Source organism: Shinella sp. 20P9.1.1 (assembly GCF_057798995.1).
This window is the reverse complement of sequence record NZ_JBYOLC010000001.1, coordinates 581,642-597,740: the sequence shown is the minus strand read 5'-3', so window position 1 is coordinate 597,740 and position 16,099 is coordinate 581,642. Positions and strand designations below refer to the sequence as shown.

At 64.1% G+C, this 16,099-nt stretch carries 17 protein-coding genes; 13 read left to right on the top strand and 4 right to left on the bottom strand.

From position 1 onward, the window contains the following. Positions 1 to 5: 5 nt before the first annotated feature. Positions 6 to 647 carry a TetR/AcrR family transcriptional regulator gene (locus AC27VQ_RS02760; protein ID WP_488715114.1) on the bottom strand — a complete coding sequence of 214 codons (642 nt, stop codon included), beginning with the start codon at positions 645 to 647 and terminating at the stop codon, positions 6 to 8. A gap of 87 nt (positions 648 to 734) precedes the next feature. Here AC27VQ_RS02760 and AC27VQ_RS02755 point away from each other — a divergent pair, with 87 nt between their 5' ends. The 3 genes from AC27VQ_RS02755 (at position 735) to AC27VQ_RS02745 (ending at position 2,809) form a co-directional block, all read left to right on the top strand. Beyond that, on the top strand, positions 735 to 1,391 hold the full coding sequence (locus AC27VQ_RS02755; RefSeq protein WP_488715113.1) for an O-methyltransferase: 657 nt from the start codon (positions 735 to 737) through the stop codon (positions 1,389 to 1,391). Between the two features lie 44 nt (positions 1,392 to 1,435). Further along, positions 1,436 to 2,329, top strand: a complete 894-nt coding sequence (locus AC27VQ_RS02750; protein ID WP_488715112.1) for an SDR family oxidoreductase — start codon at positions 1,436 to 1,438, stop codon at positions 2,327 to 2,329. 174 nt (positions 2,330 to 2,503) lie between these two features. Then, positions 2,504 to 2,809 (top strand): hypothetical protein, encoded by a 306-nt coding sequence (locus tag AC27VQ_RS02745; RefSeq protein WP_488715111.1) that lies wholly within the window; start codon positions 2,504 to 2,506, stop codon positions 2,807 to 2,809. Positions 2,810 to 2,854: 45 nt separating this feature from the next. On the opposite strand, the gene AC27VQ_RS02740 is transcribed toward AC27VQ_RS02745, so the two are convergent. After that, entirely contained in the window at positions 2,855 to 3,421 is a 567-nt protein-coding gene (locus tag AC27VQ_RS02740; protein ID WP_488715110.1) for a helix-turn-helix domain-containing protein, read from the bottom strand. Between the two features lie 54 nt (positions 3,422 to 3,475). Here AC27VQ_RS02740 and AC27VQ_RS02735 point away from each other — a divergent pair, with 54 nt between their 5' ends. Next, a complete protein-coding gene (locus tag AC27VQ_RS02735; RefSeq protein WP_421592778.1) occupies positions 3,476 to 4,876 on the top strand; it encodes an L-lactate permease in 1,401 nt (466 codons plus the stop codon). 92 nt (positions 4,877 to 4,968) lie between these two features. Here AC27VQ_RS02735 and hutC read toward each other — a convergent pair whose 3' ends face one another. After that, a complete protein-coding gene (gene hutC, locus AC27VQ_RS02730; protein ID WP_488715109.1) occupies positions 4,969 to 5,724 on the bottom strand; it encodes a histidine utilization transcriptional repressor HutC in 756 nt (251 codons plus the stop codon). Between the two features lie 173 nt (positions 5,725 to 5,897). Here hutC and AC27VQ_RS02725 point away from each other — a divergent pair, with 173 nt between their 5' ends. The 6 genes from AC27VQ_RS02725 to solA all read left to right on the top strand — a co-directional run bounded on the left by AC27VQ_RS02725 (position 5,898) and on the right by solA (position 11,699). Then, positions 5,898 to 6,740 (top strand): transporter substrate-binding domain-containing protein, encoded by an 843-nt coding sequence (locus tag AC27VQ_RS02725; RefSeq protein WP_488715108.1) that lies wholly within the window; start codon positions 5,898 to 5,900, stop codon positions 6,738 to 6,740. 94 nt (positions 6,741 to 6,834) lie between these two features. Next, on the top strand, positions 6,835 to 7,560 hold the full coding sequence (locus AC27VQ_RS02720) for an ABC transporter permease (RefSeq protein ID WP_488715107.1): 726 nt from the start codon (positions 6,835 to 6,837) through the stop codon (positions 7,558 to 7,560). After that, positions 7,560 to 8,267, top strand: coding sequence for an ABC transporter permease (locus tag AC27VQ_RS02715; RefSeq protein ID WP_488715106.1), 708 nt, complete (start codon positions 7,560 to 7,562; stop codon positions 8,265 to 8,267). Before AC27VQ_RS02720 ends, AC27VQ_RS02715 begins: the two co-directional genes overlap by 1 nt. Positions 8,268 to 8,279: 12 nt before the next feature. Further along, the gene (locus tag AC27VQ_RS02710; protein WP_488715105.1) at positions 8,280 to 9,056 is read left to right on the top strand and encodes an ABC transporter ATP-binding protein; all 777 of its coding nucleotides are present in this window, start codon (positions 8,280 to 8,282) and stop codon (positions 9,054 to 9,056) included. Further along, entirely contained in the window at positions 9,053 to 10,540 is a 1,488-nt protein-coding gene (locus AC27VQ_RS02705; protein WP_488715104.1) for an HAL/PAL/TAL family ammonia-lyase, read from the top strand. The genes AC27VQ_RS02710 and AC27VQ_RS02705 overlap by 4 nt, the downstream gene beginning before the upstream one ends. Before the next feature lie 13 nt (positions 10,541 to 10,553). Then, a complete protein-coding gene (gene solA, locus AC27VQ_RS02700) occupies positions 10,554 to 11,699 on the top strand; it encodes an N-methyl-L-tryptophan oxidase (protein WP_488715103.1) in 1,146 nt (381 codons plus the stop codon). A gap of 10 nt (positions 11,700 to 11,709) precedes the next feature. Here solA and AC27VQ_RS02695 read toward each other — a convergent pair whose 3' ends face one another. Further along, positions 11,710 to 12,744, bottom strand: a complete 1,035-nt coding sequence (locus tag AC27VQ_RS02695) for a LacI family DNA-binding transcriptional regulator (RefSeq protein WP_488715102.1) — start codon at positions 12,742 to 12,744, stop codon at positions 11,710 to 11,712. Between the two features lie 182 nt (positions 12,745 to 12,926). On the opposite strand from AC27VQ_RS02695, the gene AC27VQ_RS02690 reads away from it, so the two are divergent. The 3 genes from AC27VQ_RS02690 to AC27VQ_RS02680 are packed head-to-tail and all read left to right on the top strand — an operon-like array spanning position 12,927 to position 16,059. Further along, positions 12,927 to 13,832, top strand: a complete 906-nt coding sequence (locus AC27VQ_RS02690) for a carbohydrate ABC transporter permease (RefSeq protein ID WP_488715101.1) — start codon at positions 12,927 to 12,929, stop codon at positions 13,830 to 13,832. A gap of 10 nt (positions 13,833 to 13,842) precedes the next feature. After that, positions 13,843 to 14,715, top strand: coding sequence for a carbohydrate ABC transporter permease (locus AC27VQ_RS02685; RefSeq protein WP_421592768.1), 873 nt, complete (start codon positions 13,843 to 13,845; stop codon positions 14,713 to 14,715). Between the two features lie 27 nt (positions 14,716 to 14,742). Continuing rightward, positions 14,743 to 16,059 carry an ABC transporter substrate-binding protein gene (locus AC27VQ_RS02680; RefSeq protein WP_488715100.1) on the top strand — a complete coding sequence of 439 codons (1,317 nt, stop codon included), beginning with the start codon at positions 14,743 to 14,745 and terminating at the stop codon, positions 16,057 to 16,059. Positions 16,060 to 16,099 lie beyond the last annotated feature (40 nt).

The following is a 16,099-nucleotide window of genomic DNA, read 5'->3' as shown; positions in this document are numbered from 1 at the left end:
CGATCTTAGCATGCCCCCTTGTCAGCCATGCCGCCGATATAGGCGCAGAACATATCGGCCATGGCATCGGCATAGGCCTCGATTTCCGCTTGGCTTCGCGGCGTTTCTGAAAATTCCTTGCCGACCGTGCTCATCGTCTTCAGAATCAGGTCCGCAGCCGTCTGCCGAGCGGCGGCGCTGCTGCTCGGAAGCACCTCCAGCAGGAACCGTTCGAAGATCGGATCGCCGGCCTCCTTCGCCACGCGAGCCTCCGGCGCATCGCGATACAGCGGGGCGGCGTCGTCGAGCGCAACACGGACCGTCGCCTCCTCGCATTCGGACCGGATGAAGGCATGGACGAGGTCTCGCAATCGCTGGAGCGGCGGCTGTGCGCGGTCATCCAGAATGCGGACCAGGAGATCCGTGGTCTCCTTCCACTCGTCGCTCTGCAGGCGGAACAGGATCGAAGCCTTGTTGGGAAAGTACTGATAGAGCGATCCGATGCTGACGCCGGCTCTTTCCGCCACCCGCGCGGTGGTAAATCTCTGCGCCCCCTCCTCCGCCAGAACCTGAACAGCAGCCTGCAAAATGGCCTGAACAAGTTCGTTCGAGCGCGCCTGCCTCGGCTGTTTTCTTGAGGATATTCCGACAGTTGGCCGTTCGGTCATCGGGGCGTCCGGGAATGCGATTAGCGAATGCGACGAATTATTCGTATTTTCGATTTCAGCACAAGCCCCCTTCCTGACGGAGTTTTCATGAACACCCTGACGATAGAACCGCTCGCCTCCCTCCTCGACCGCCTGTTCGTGGAGGCCGATGCGGCCACCAGCCCGGCGATGGCATCGTTTTCACGCGCCGAGCGCGAACGCCTCATCCGCAGCAAGACCGAATATCTCGATCTCTACGGGCGCCTGAAGGACCTCTGGCTCCCGGTTTCGCGCGAAACGGGGACGCTGCTCTACATGCTGACCCGCAGCAGCGGCGCCAAATCGATCGTGGAGTTTGGCACATCCTTCGGCATTTCGACGCTCCACCTTGCCGCCGCCCTGCGGGACAATGGCGGCGGGCGGCTGATCACCAGCGAGTTCGAGCCGTCGAAAATCAAGCGGGCACGCCAGAACCTGGTCGATGGCGGCCTTGCCGATCTCGTCGACATCCGCGAGGGCGATGCGCTCAAGACCCTCAGCACCGATCTTCCCGAGACGATCGACCTGCTGCTGCTCGACGGCGCCAAGGCCCTCTACCGCGATATTCTCACTTTGGTGGAAGACCGCCTCAAGCCCGGCGCGCTTATCGTCGCCGACAACGCCGATGACAGCCCCGACTACCTCGCCCATGTCCGCTCGGCCACCTCGGGCTATCTCTCGGTGCCCTTTGCGGACGATGTCGAACTGTCGATGCGGATCGGATGAACCCGCCTTCCCCTTACAAATCCCCCAAGACCTGGAGTAACGCCATGCATGTATTCATAACGGGAGTGACCGGCTGGGTCGGCTCGGCCATTGCCGGCGACCTTCTGCGCGCCGGCCATCGCGTCACCGGGCTCGCCCGCTCCCCGGAAAAGGCAGCGCCTCTTGCCGCAGCCGGCGCCGACGTCGTCCAAGGATCGCTCGAAGACATCGAGATCCTGCGCCAGGCGGCTTCGGCAGCGGATGCCGTCATCCACACGGCCTTCAACCATGACTTCATCCATTCCGTGGATCATCAGGGTTTTCCGAGGTTTCTCCAAAACTCCGCACAGGATCAGCATGTAATCAAAACGCTCGGCGGCGTTCTCGAAGGATCAGAACGGCCGCTGCTGGTCACGTCGGGCCTGTCCGGCTTGCCAAGGGGCGCCACCGAGACAGACCTCCCCAATCCCGCTGCTCCTCGCAAATCCGAAACCGCCGCAAGAGCGCTCGCCGCACGGGGCGTGCACGCGGCAACCGTGCGGCTTGCCCCATCGGTCCACGGGATCGGCGACTACGGCTTCGTGCCGATCCTCATAAAGCTGGCGCGGGAGACGGGTGTGTCGGCCTATATCGACGATACAGAAAACTGCTGGTCGGGCGTTCACAGGTTGGACGCCGCCCGCGTCTACCGGCTCGCGCTGGAGCAGGGCGTGACGGAAGACGTCTACCACGCCGTCGCCGACGAGGCCGTTCCGTTCAAGGAAATCGCCAGCGCAATCGGCCGCCGGCTCGGCCTTGCCGTCGAGGCGCGCCCGCGCGAACATTTCGGCTGGTTCGCGGCGATGGCGGGCGCTGATATGGCAGCTTCCAGCGCACGGACCCGCACCCTGCTCGACTGGCATCCTTCCGGCCCTCGCCTTCTTCGCGACCTCGATGAACCCGCCTATTACAGCCTGTAGTCGGCGTTCAAACGGATTCCGCCGATATTGTTCTTACTCGGGTCAGCACCACAACAAGGAGATATTTAAGCCTGCACGACCGGCAGAAAGAAAGGAACGAAGTCGTGCAAAGTTTGGGTTGACCCGGTTCGGCGGCAGCGCGACACTTCCCGCAGTGAAGCAGGAGGACAGACGATGGATCAGCCAGAGCGGTGGCGTCATATGACAAGTGCGCCGAGGGACGGCAGCCGGATTCTCGTCACGGTCCGCTCGTCGGAACAGGGTGCGGCCGAAGTCGATGTCGCATACTGGTCGCATGGCGACCGGTTCGGCGCGGAAGGCTGGCGCGCCTCCGATTCCGCCCCCGGCTGCATCATCGAATATGCCGAACCGGAGCTGAAGTGTTGGATGCCGATGCCCTCGGCCAGTCTCAGCCGCGCCGCCGCGCCCTCCCCCTGGGAAGGCGAGGACGTCCAGCAACTCGATGGGTCCGGGATCTAGCCGATCCCGACCCGGCCGTTTCGGCAGTGCCCGGAGGGCGCTGTTTCAAGGGCCGAGGATCGTCAGGATGAGACGCACCGGATCATCTCCGACATTGGCAAACCAATGTTCGCAATCCACGCGCAGAACGACGGTATCGCCGGTTTCCAGCGTCACCGTTTCCTGTGCATGGATTTCGAGACGGCCGGACAGAATATGGAAAATCTCCCGGCTCCCCGGTTTGTGGGCAGCAAACCGGCTCGACACGGCACCGGGCGGGACGGTGTAGGCCAGAAGCTCGATATCCGGGCTCGGCCGCGCCAGCGCGAGCCGCTCGATCCCCGTCGCTTCATCGTAGAAACGAAGGTTCTCGCCGGCCCGGATGATTTCGGCACTCTCCCGTTCGACCAACTCTGAAATCTCGCATCCGAGACCCCGCGCGATTGCCAGCGCATTGCGCAGGCTCGGGCTGAGAAGACCGCGCTCGACGCGGGAGAGCGCCGCCGCCGAAACGCCGCTGGTTTCGGCAAGCTGATCGAGCGTCACGCCCAGCTGCGTGCGGCGCGTGCGCACCGCATTGCCGAAGCGGATGTCCTGCTCCTGTGTTTCCGTTTCCAAAGTCACCTCGATCATTGACTTTTGCATATAGGCAAAATAATTTGCATATATGCAATATTGGTATTTCCCATGATCCTCATCCTAAGCGCACTACCGGTTCTGTCCACCATCCTCGCCCTCTCCTTCGGTGCGAGGTCTCTGCACGCCGCCCTTCTCGGCACGGGCTCGGCCATTCTGGCGATCCTTCTTGCCTTCCCGATCCCCGCCGACGGCATGGCCGCCGCCGCGATGCGGTGGCTGCCCATCATGGCGGAGGTCCTGCTGATCGTCGCCGGCGGCCTGCTGCTCTCCGAGGTACTGCGCGATGCCGGCGGACAGTCTTCGCTCGCAAAGTGGATCCGTGGACGGGCGGGGCACGGCGTCGGCGCTATCCTGCTCGTCGTGCACGGCATCACGCCCTTTGCCGAATCGCTCACCGGGTTCGGCATCGGTGTCACCATCGGCATTCCGCTTCTGGCCTACTTCGGCCTGCCGGCGCGCAAGGTGGTGGTTATCGGCCTGCTCGGATTGTGCGCCGTCCCCTGGGGCTCGATGGGTCCGGGAACCCTGATCGCCGCCACCATGGCCGGCGTTCCCTTCCCCACGCTGGGCGTCGTCTCCGGCGTCATCAGCCTCATTCCGTTCGTCGTCTCCGGCGTCGTCGCCGCATGGCTTGCCAGCCCACCGGTAAACCGGGGCACCGCCGTCCTGCAAGGCGCGCTTTCCGGCATGGCCCTGACGATCGCGGTCACGGTGGCCAACACGCTGTTCGGCACGGCACCCGCCGGCGCCCTCGGCGCGCTCGTCATGATCACCTTCCATCTGCTGCGCGGCCGCCAGCAGGACACCCTATCCCTGGGCCCTTCCGGCCGCAGGTCGCTTGGCGCCTATGGCGTCCTGCTTGGCGGGGTGCTGGCCGCAGGCCTGATCGTGAAGCTTGCCGGTTTGTCCGAAGGCTGGCGCTATATCGCATCGCCCGCCCTCTGGCTGTTCATCGCGGCCGGATGGTTTGCCCGAGGGCGACCAGCCGCGCAGCCGGTGCGGCGCGCATGGACCGCCTGGCGGCAGGTTGCGCCGGTCACGGGCCTGTTCATCCTGCTGGGCGTGCTGATGGCGATCTCGGGCATGGCGGCCTTTCTGGCGCAGACCCTGGCCGGCGCCGGCCCGCTCTATCTCGCCGCCGCCCCGTTCGTCGGCGCGATCGGCGGGTTCGTCACCGGTTCGAACAGCGGCGCCAACGCCATGTTCGCCGCCACGCAGGCGGAAATCGCCCGCTCGCTCGGCGTCGATGTGCTATGGTTCATGGCTATCCACAATGTCGCCGCCGCGTTCCTGCTCATGGCCTCGCCGGGCAAGATCGAGATGGCCGTGCAACTCGCCCCCGCGGACACGGCCGAACACCGGCGCTGGATTCAGACGACGATCCTCGCCACCGCCTTTGTCGTCGTCACCCTGCTGGCGATCGTCAATATCGGCCTGGGATTGCGGTAAAGCTGGCAAACCGGCGCTTTCGCGCCCCGCCATGCCGCGTGCCGGCTATCCGGCGCGCGAATTATGTGTAAAACGCCATGTTCCATATACAATCACGGAACTGGTATGGTTCCGCTGCGGCTTTCCAGCCGATAGCGCTGGCCGGGATAAATGATCCGGGCGGTCGAGACGATGTTGCGATCCGACCAGGTCCGGCGGCGAATCATCAGGCAGGGCTCGGTTTTCAGGATCATCAGCAGCTTGCATTCCCAAGGCTGCGGCACCGTCGCCTCGACGACATGCTCAGAGCCGCTGAGCGGCGCGATGGCCGAAAGATAGGCATTGGGCGTAATGACGGAAAAATCCTGACTGAGATAATCAGGCGCGACACCCGGATGAACGTAGCGATCCTCGATCTGGACCGGCACCCCCTCCTCGCTGTGAACGATGAGAGAGTGAAAGACCGGCGCGCCGATCTCCAACCCCAAAGCGTCCGCAACATCCGGCGGCGCCGAGGCTTTTGCCAGCGCAACCACCTTGGCTTCGTGGATATGGCCGCGTTCCGCGATCTCTTCGGCGATGTTGCGCACCTCGAACAGTGCCGACACACCCTTGCGCTCGGCGACGAACGAGCCGATGCCCTGGATGCGGACGAGCTCGCCTTCATTTGCCAGTTCCCGCAGTGCCCGGTTGGCGGTCATTTTGCTGACGCCGAGTTCAGCCACCAGTTCGTTTTCCGAGGGCACGCGGTATTTCGGCGGCCATTCACCGCTGTGGATGCGGTCGAGGATGATCTGCTTGACGCCGGCATAAAGGGGCGTCGCGTCGTTCGCCGCCAACTCCCTGCGCATTTCGCCGCCACGCTTCATCGCCGCACCCTTCGGTATTCCGCTCAATTTCCAAAAATCTAAACTTCCATCTTGCATAACACAAATTTTTTCTTATGGTACCATATACAACCTCCCCAGAGCGCAAGCGATGGCGGCAAGCCGGCGCAGATCGGCAGGCAACGACGATCAACGAACCTCAGAGGAGTCTTCATATGGAACTGCGGAAAATCATTCTTGCGGGCGCGGCTGCTTTGGCAGCGCTCTCCGCCCCGGCCCTCGCCAAGGACTGGAAGACGGCGACGATCACGCTCGAAGGCGCCTATGCGCCCTGGAACCTCACCAATGCCGACGGCACGCTGGGCGGTTTCGAGCCGGAACTCGCCAAGGTGCTGTGCGAACGCGCCAAGATCGAATGCACGCTAGTCGCTTCCGACTGGGACGGCATGATCCCGGCCCTGAACGCCGGCAAGTTCGACGTGATCATGGACGCGCTGTCGATCACCGAAGAGCGCAAGCAGATCATCGACTTCACCATTCCCTATGCCGCAACCCCGGCGGCCTTTGCGACGGCGGCCGACAGCCCGCTGGCCAAGGCGGCCGGAACGGGCGCCATTATCAAGATGACGGCAGGCCAGACCGGCGTGAAGGAAATCGACGCGCTGAAGGAAGCCTTCGCCGGCAAGACGATAGGCATCCAGGCCGCGACCGTCTATGCGAAGTTCATCTATGACAATTTCGGCGCGACCTCCGAAATCCGTGAGTACAAGACCGGTGCAGAGCGCGATCTGGACCTCCAGAACGGCCGTATCGATCTCGGCTTCGACGATGCCGTCTATTTCGGCAACGCTTTTGCCGCGGCGAACGGCGCGCTGGCCTTCACCGGTCCGGAAATCGTCGGCCCGATCTGGGGCGAAGGCGAAGGTCTCGGCATCCGCAAGGCGGATACGGATCTGCGCGACAAGTTCAACGAGGCCATCAAGTCGGCGCTGGCCGATGGAACCGTGAAAGACCTGTCGATGAAGTGGTTCAAGGTCGACGTCAGCCCGGCGGAATAAGCCGCGCAATACGTCGTCGCGATCGCGGCCTCCGGCAACGCTGCCGGAGGTCCGTATCGCATTTGCTTGATGCCGCAATCGACGGGAAACGGACATGGCAAGTTTGGAACTGCTGGGCTTCGGCCAGAATGGGTGGGGCGCGCTGCTTTTGGTCGCCACGCTGATGACGCTGGCGGTGACGGCGACCGCGCTTCTGATCGGGGCCGTGCTCGGCACCGTGGTGGCGACCGCCAAACTATCGGGCAATGCGCTTTTGGTCGGCCTCGGCAATGTCTATACGACCGTGTTTCGCGGCGTGCCGGAACTGCTGATCATCTATCTCATCTATTTCGGCGGCTCGTCTGCGGTCACCGCCGTCGGCCAGTGGATCGGCTATGAGGGCTTTCTCGGCCTGCCGTCCTTCGCGGCCGGGGCGCTTGCCGTCGGCATCATCTCCGGCTCCTACCAGGCCGAAGTCTATCGCGGCGCCTATCTCGCCATCGCCAAGGGCGAGCTCGAAGCGGCCTCGGCGATCGGCATGAACCGCGGGCTGCGCTTGCGGCGCGTCGTCATGCCCCAGGTGCTGCGCTACGCCATTCCCGGCCTCGGCAATGTCTGGCAGCTCACGCTGAAGGATTCGGCGCTGATCTCGGTCACCGGCCTTGCCGAGTTGATGCGCACCAGCCAGGTGGCCGCCGGCTCGACCCGGCAATATTTCCTCTTCTACATCGTCGGCGGCATTCTCTATCTGGTGCTCACCAGCTTTTCGGACCGGGTGTTCAACCGCGCCGAACGGCGCGCCAACCGCAGCATGCCGACCGCAGCCATGGGACAGGCCTGATGGATATCGCCTTCCTTTCCTCCGCGATGGTCACGCTCCTCAAGGCCGTGCCCATGACGCTTCTCCTCTTCTCGCTCTCGGTGTTCTTCGGCTGCCTTCTGGCGCTGGTGATCGTCACGATGCGGGTTTCCGGCAACCGGATCCTGTCCGGTTTCGCCAAGGGCTATATCTTCGTCTTCCGCGGCTCGCCGCTCCTGATCCAGATGTTCCTCGTCTTCTACGGGCTCGGCCAGTTCGGCGTCATCCGCTATTCGTTCCTGTGGCCGTTCCTGCGTGAACCCGTTGTCTGCGCCGTCCTGTCGCTCGCGCTCTGCACGGCCGGCTATTCGGCGGAAATCTTCCGCAGCGGCATCCGTGCCGTCTCGCCGAAGGAGATCGAGGCGGCCCGCGCCATCGGCATGTCGGGTTTCCTGCTGGTCCGCCGCATCATCGCGCCCATCGCCTTCCGCCATGCGCTTCCGGCCTATTCGACGGAAATCGTGCTGATGATGAAATCGACGGCGCTCGCCTCCCTCGTCACCGTCTGGGAAGTCACCGGCGTCGCCCAACGGCTGATTTCGCAGACCTACCGCACGATGGAGGTCTTCCTCTGTGCGGCGCTCATCTATCTCGTGCTGAACTTCCTGATCCTGCAGGGCATGGCGCTGCTTGAATATTCGCTCTCCAAACATCGCCGCGCGGCCTCGCCGTCGGCCGTCAAAGCCTGAGGGAGACCCCCGATGCCTGGTGTGACCCGCCTTTCCGTCCGCAATATCCGCAAGAGTTTCGGCAATCACGAGGTGCTGAAGGGCATTTCGCTCGACGCCGAAGACGGCGACGTGATTTCGCTGCTTGGCGCCTCCGGCTCCGGCAAATCGACCTTCCTGCGCTGCATCAACCTCTTGGAAACGGCCAGCGACGGCGAGATATTCGTCGATGGCGAGCAGATCCGCATGGTGCACAAGAACGGCCAGAGCCGTCCGGCCAGCCAGAAGCAGGTGGACCACATCCGTTCCGAACTCGGCATGGTGTTCCAGAGCTTCAATCTCTGGTCCCATATGACGATCCTGCAGAACATCATCGAAGGTCCCGTCCATGTGCTGAAGCGCCCGAAGGCCGAATGCATCGCCGAGGCGGAAGCGCTGCTCGAAAAGGTGGGCATCGCCGACAAGCGCCATGCCTATCCCGCCCATCTCTCCGGCGGCCAGCAGCAGCGCGCGGCCATTGCCCGCGCGCTCGCCATGAAGCCCAAGGTCATGCTGTTCGACGAGCCGACGTCGGCGCTCGATCCGGAACTGGTCGGCGAAGTGCTGCGCGTCATGCGCGCGCTGGCCGAAGAGGGCATGACGATGCTTGTCGTCACGCACGAAATGAGTTTTGCGCGCAACGTTTCCAACCGCGTCGTTTTCATGCGCCAGGGCCTTGTCGACAGCAGCGGCACGCCGGATGACATGTTCGGCAGCGGCGCATCGCCGGCCTTCCGCCAGTTCATCGGCCACTTCGGCGGTGAACAATGAGCGTCGTTCTCGACGGCGGACTGTCCTGGCGGGAGGTCGCTCGGATCGGCACGGGAGACACGCTTGTCCTTTCCGACCGGGCCACCGCCCGCGTCGCGCACGCGCGAAAAATCGTCGATGCCATTGTGGCCGCCGGCATGCGCGCTTACGGCGTCAATACGGGCGTCGGCGCGCTTTCCGATACGGTCGTCGATGTGGCCTCGCAGAGCCGCCTGTCGCGCAACATCGTGCTCAGCCATGCCTGCGGCGTCGGCCCGCTTCTACCGCCGCGCGCGGTGCGGTCGATCATCGCCGCCCAGATCGCCAATTTCAGCCATGGCCATTCGGGCATACGTCCTGTTGTCGTCGGCCACCTCGCGGCCTTTCTGGCTGAGGATTGCATTCCCGAAGTGCCCTCCAGGGGGTCGGCCGGATATCTCAGCCACAATGCGCACATCGCCCTCGTGCTGATCGGCGAGGGCCATGCCGTCGTGCGCGGCAAGCGGATGACGGGCCGCGAGGCGCTCGCCGCCATCGGCCTCGCGCCGCTGGTGCTGGAGGCCAAGGATGGTTTGAGCCTCGTCAACGGCACGGCCTGCGCGACGGGTCTCTCCACGCTCGCCTTGTCGCGTGCCGAGCACCTGCTCGAATGGGCCGATGCGATCGCCGCGCTGACGCTCGAAGCGGTCGGTTGCCAGATGGCGGCTTTCGACGAGGCCGTTCTGGCGCTTCGCCCGTCCGCGGGGATTGCCAAGGTCGGTGCGACGCTGCGGGCGCGGCTTGCCGGCAGCGGCCTGATCGCGGCGGCCATCGGCAAGCGCACGCAGGATGCGCTCAGCCTGCGCGCGGTTCCTCATGCGCACGGTGCAGCCTGGGACGTGTTCGAGCAGACCGGCGCGGTCGTCGATCGCGAACTCGCCTCGGTCACCGACAATCCTGCGGTCTCCGGAACGCCGGAACAGCCCGTCGTCTCCTCGCAGGCCCACGCCGTGGCACCCGCGCTGGGACAGGCGGCCGATAGCCTGGCGATTGCGATTGCACAGATCGCGGCGATGAGCGAGCGGCGCATGGACCGGCTGGTCAATCCGCTGGTCAGCGGCCTGCCGCCCTTCCTCGCCAGCGACGCCGGCAGCCATTCCGGCTTCATGATCGCGCAATATACCGCAGCGGCACTCAGCAATGAAAACCGCCGTCTGGCCGCGCCCGCTGCCATGGATGGCGGCATTACCTCCGGCCTTCAGGAGGACTTCCTCGCGCATCCGACGGCGGCAGCCAACAAACTGCTCGCGATCATCGACAATGCTGAACACATCCTGGCCATCGAGTTGATGGCGGCGGCCCAGGCGCATGATTTCCTGACCGGCACGGGCAACCGCGCCGCCGGCACGGAGATGCTGCATGCCATGGTCCGGGCAAGGGTGGCGCATTACGAGGACGACCGGCCGCTCGGCACCGATATCGAGACGCTGAGAGCCCTGATCGCAGACGAAAAGCCGGCAGCCTGACCGGGAGGGACCCATGCCCGCAGAGTCCGACATCGCCGTCATCGGCCTCGGCGCCATGGGAAGTGCGGCGGCATCCTTTGCCGCCGCGCGCGGTGCACGTGTGCTTGGCATCGAAGCGCATTTTCCCGCCCATGCGCTCAGTTCCTCGCATGGCGACAGCCGGCTCATCCGGCTCGGCTATTTCGAGGATCCGTCCTATGTGCCGCTGTTGCGGCGCGCCTATGAAAACTGGCGGTCGCTGGAAGCGCGGCTGCGGGCGGACATCCTGACCGTCACCGGCGTGCTGCAGATCGGCCGGCCCGACAGCAAGATCGTCAGCGGCACGAAGGCCTCCTGCGACCTGCACGGCCTGGCGCATGAAATTCTCGACAAGACCGAGATGGCGCGGCGCTACCCAGCCTTCGCACTGGAGGACGGCGAGATCGGGCTGCTCGATCCGCAGGGCGGCTATATCAGGCCCGAGGCGGCGATCATGGGCTATCTCAAGCTTGCGGCGGAAGACGGGGCGGAACTGCATTTCGGCGAGCGGGTGACGGCGATCGAACCGTACGAAGACGGTGTCGATATCCTCACCACGACCGGCCGATACCGGGCGCGAAAAGTGATCGTCGCGACCGGTGCGTGGATTGCCGAACTCGTCCCCGAGCTCGCCGCCCATGCCGTGCCGATCCGTCAGGTCGTCGCCTGGTATCAGCCGGAGGACGGTTTTGCCGCCCAGCCGAGCCGCATGCCCTGCTTCCTGCGCGACGAGGGCGAGAACGGTTCCTATTTCGGGTTCCCGGCCATCGGTATCGATGGCGTCAAGATCGGCCGCCATGCACATTTCCGCGAGCCGATCGATCCGACGGCCGCCAATCCGCCGGTCAACGAGGCCGATACCGCCCTGCTCGACGGTTTCGCCCGCAAACGCCTGCCGAAGGTGGCCAGCACGCGCATGCGCGCCACGACCTGCCGCTACACGATGCTGCCGAGCGAGGATTTCCTGATCGATTTCAGCCCGGCCCACCGCAATATCGTGGTGTCCTCCGCCTGCTCCGGCCATGGCTTCAAATTCACCAGCGTGATCGGCGAAATCCTGTCCGATCTCGCGCTGGATGGCGGCTCATCGCTGCCGACATCCCTCTTCACCTTCGAGCGGCATTTCGGCTCTCGGGGCTGATCGCGAGCATTCAGCCCTTGGGCGCCGCCTGCGTCGATTCCCGCACGACCAATTGCGGCTCCATGCGCACCCGCGTGTTTTCCAGCGGCCGGCGGTGAAGGCGGGCGAAGAGCATTTCGGCGGCGAGCTTGCCCTGGCTGACGCCATCCGTGCGGATGGTGGTGAGCGGCGGCGTCAGCCAGCGCGCGAAGGGCAGGTCGTCGAAGCCGACGATGGAGAGGTCGGCGGGCACGCGGCGGCCGAGTTCGTGGGCGGCGTTCAGCACGCCGATCGCGATCGTATCGTTGCCGGCGAAGAGGACCGTCAGGTCGGGCCGGCGGATGAGCAGGGCCTTTGCCGCGAGATAGCCGCTCTCGGGACTGAAATTTCCGTCGCCTATTGCGTCCTCGTCGAGTGTCAGCCCGTGTCGGGCCAGCCCGCCGGACAGCGCCGTCAGGCGTGCATTGGTCGATACGAAATCCCGCGGCGAAAAAGTGATGGCGCCGATGCGGCGATGGCCGAGACCGACCACGTGGTCGATCGCCTCGCCGATGACGCGGCGCGTGGTGAAGGTAACGGAAACCTCGGCGGGATGGCGCACCGAACCGACGAGCACGAGCGGAAAATCCTTCTCGATCAGCGAGACCAGCGCCCGGTCGCCGGCACGAGGGTTGACGACGATCAGCCCGTCGATGCGGCGCGATTCCACCAGATTGTCATAGGCCCCGGCCTCGCCGCTCGGCTCCAGCCCCTCGACCAGCACATGAAAGCCCATCTGCCGATTGGCCTTCTCGATGCCGTAGAGGACCTGCGGAATGAACTGGTCGACGAGCAGGATCGACGGGTCGGAGACGATGAGGCCGATCGTTTCCGACAGTCCACTGACGAGCATACGGCCGGCGGAATTCGGCTTGTAGCCAAGCTCGGCGGCGGCCTGCATCACACGCTCGCGCGTCTCCTTGCTCAGCGTCACGCTTTCCGAACGGTTGAGCACGAGGGAGACCGTGGCACGGGACACGCCGGCCAGACGGGCCACATCGTGACTGGTCATGCGGTTGCTTGCCATTCCACTCCCCGAGCTCACCAGGCGCAATTTTTTCCGAGCGCCTTCAATCTCTTCGCCCTTCCCGAGAGGTAGCGCCTGTCTGCGTGCTTGACAACAGGAATATCCTCCAGCTATTCAAAGCTAACACGTGTTAGTAATGAATTTCTTGAGGAGTAACACGTGTCAGTCAGTGGAGGAAAACCATGACGAAGGCGGGCACCGGTATGTCACGCGCCCGGAGACGGCGAAAGGAAACCCTGACGGGCCTCCTGTTCGTCGCCCCGGCGCTGGTCGGCTTCCTCGTTTTCTATCTCCTGCCGACGCTCCGCGCGGTCCAGATCAGCCTGACCGACTGGAACCTCATGCGCGCACCGAAATTCATCGGCCTTGCCAACTATGCGAAGCTGTTGGGCGACGAGAATTTCTGGCATTCCGCCTGGGTTACGCTCGCTTACGTGCTCTACAACATTCCGATCCAGACGGTGCTCGGCCTGCTGCTCGCCGTACTGTCCGACAGGCTCGCCCGCGCTGTATCGCTGCGTGCCGTGATCATCGCGCCCTATCTCATCTCCAATGTCGTCGCCGCCCTCGTCTGGCTGATGATGCTGGACCCGATCCTCGGCCTGGTGAACGGCTTCCTCGAAATGGTCGGCATCGGCCGCCAGGGTTTCCTTGCCTCGCCGGACCAGGCGATGGTCTCGGTGGCCGCCATCTCGACCTGGCGCCATACGGGCCTGACCGCGCTGCTCTTCTATGCCGGCCTGCAGGCCATCCCGCGCCATCTCTATGAGGCCGCGCGGCTGGAGGGGGCCGGCGAATGGACGATGTTCCGCCGCATCACGCTGCCGCTTTTGCGCCCCGTGCTCGCCTTCGTGCTGGTAACCAGCCTCATCGGCTCCTTCCAGGTCTTCGACGTCATCGCGGTGGCAACGGCCGGCGGACCGTCCAACTCGACGCGCGTCATTCTCTGGTACATCTACGAGAACGCCTTCAAATTCAACAAGATGGGATATGCCTCCGCAATCTCCGTCGTGCTTTTCGTCACCCTGATCCTCGTCACGCTGCTGCAGATGCGGCTGCTGAAGGCGGATCAGTCGGATCTCACCTGAGGAGGCGGCCATGAAGACCATCACCCCGCAGGCCGCACTCGGCTATCTCGTGCTCGCCGTCTTCGTCTTTCTTTCGCTGCTGCCGCTGTGGATGGCGCTGAAGATCGCCCTGACCTATCCCAGCGACGTCTATACCAGCGCCGCGAGCCTGACGCCCGAAACCTTCACGCTCGGCAATTTCCTGCGCGTCATGGGCCTGCCCTCGGATATCGAGCTCACGGCCTCCCGTGCCTCGCCGATCGACTTCATGCTCGCGCTGCGCAACAGCGTGATCTACACGGCGCTGACGGTCTCCGGGCAGATCTTCTTCTCGGCGCTTGCGGCTTACGCCTTCGCCCGCATGAGCTTTCCGGGCCGCAACCTGCTGTTCTTCGCCTTTCTCGCCGCGACCATGATCCCGAGCATGGTGCTGTTCATCCCGAACTTCATTCTCGTCAAGCAGCTTGGCCTTCTGAACACCTTCACCGGCCTCGTCGCGCCGACCATCCTGATGACGCCCTTCGCGGTCTTCTTCCTCAGGCAGTTCTTCCTGTCCTCGCCGAAGGAGTTGGACGAGGCGGCGCGGCTGGAGGGCGCCTCGCAGTTCCAGATCTTCTGGCGCATCGCGCTGCCGATCCAGAAAGGGCCGATTGCGACACTCGGCATCCTGCTCGCCATCCAGTCCTGGAACGAGTTCTTCTGGCCCTTTCTCGTCGGCCGCGATGCCAGCGTGCGCGTCATGGCCGTCGCGCTCTCGGACTTCATGAGCCAGACCGGCCGCGGCAATCCCGACTGGAGCGGGCTGATGGCGGCCATCGTGCTCTCGATCATCCCGGTCATCGCCCTGCTCGTCGTGTTCGGCCGGCAGATCGTGGAATCGCTCCAGACGAGCGGCATGAAATAAGTCGACAATCAAAAGGAGGAGACACCAATGAAACGATACCTGATCGGCGCGATCGCCGCCACGACGGCCCTCACCAGCCTCAGCCCTTCCTTGGTACATGCCGAGGACATCACGCTGACCTACACGATGTGGGACGGCAACCAGGCGCCCGTCTATCGCCAGTGCGCCGACAAGTTCGAGGCGGCCAATCCCGGCATCAAGATCAAGATCTCGCAGGACGCCTGGGACAATTACTGGACCACGCTGACAACGTCCTTCGTCTCCGGCACCGCCCCCGACGTCTTCGTCAACCACCTGAGCCGCTTCCCGGAATTCCTGACGAACGGCGTTATGGTCGATCTGTCCGAACGCATCGCCGCCGATCAGGTCGACATGAAGGTCTATCTGCCGGGCCTCGCCGAAGTCTGGGCCAAGGACGGCCAGCAATGGGGCATGCCGAAGGACTGGGACACGATCGCGCTCGTCTATAACAAGAAGATGATCGCCGATGCCGGTATCAAGGAAGAGGATCTGAAAAACCTCGACTGGAACCCGAAGGATGGCGGTTCGCTGGAGAAGCTGCTGGCTCATCTGACGCTCGACCAGAACGGCAAGCGCGGCGACGAGCCCGGCTTCGACAAGTCCAAGGTCGCCGTCTATGGCTGGGCGACCGACCGGACGGACGGCTACGGCCAGACCCAGTGGAGCTTCCTCGCGGTCTCCGATGGTTTCAAGCCGATCGACAAGGCCTGGGGCACGCAATACGGCTATGACAGCCCGGCTCTTGCCGAAACGCTGACCTGGCAGCGCGACCTCGCGCTGAAGAAGGGCTTTGCGCTGAGCCAGGAGCAGACCGGCAAGCTGAACGCCACCGCCATCTTCGCGGCCGGCAAGGCGGCGATCGTGCCGGATGGTTCGTGGAACATCGGCACCTATCGCGATGCCTCCAAGATGGAGATCGGCTTCGCGCCGGTGCCGAAGGGTCCGGAAGGCCGCCGCTCGATGTTCAACGGTCTGGCCGACAGCATCTGGTCCGGCTCGCAGCATCAGGACGAGGCCTGGAAGTGGGTGAAGTATCTGAGCGGCTCGGAATGCCAGACCATCGTCGGCAAGGCCGGCGTCGTCTTCCCGGCGCGCCCGGAAGGCGTGACGGCGGCCGAAGAGGCGCACAAGGCGAAAAATCTCGACGTTTCCGCCTTCGTCATGCTGGCAACACCCGAGACGACCTTCCCCTTCCCGATCTCGGACTACGCTTCGGAAATCTCCACTGTTCTGACCACGGCGGTGGAAAACGTGCTGCTCGACAAGGGCGATCCGGCGACCCTGCTGAAGGACGCCAACGACCAGGTCAACGGCATGTTCTAAAGCATTTTCAGCCGAAGCGGCCTCGCTTCGGCGTCGGACA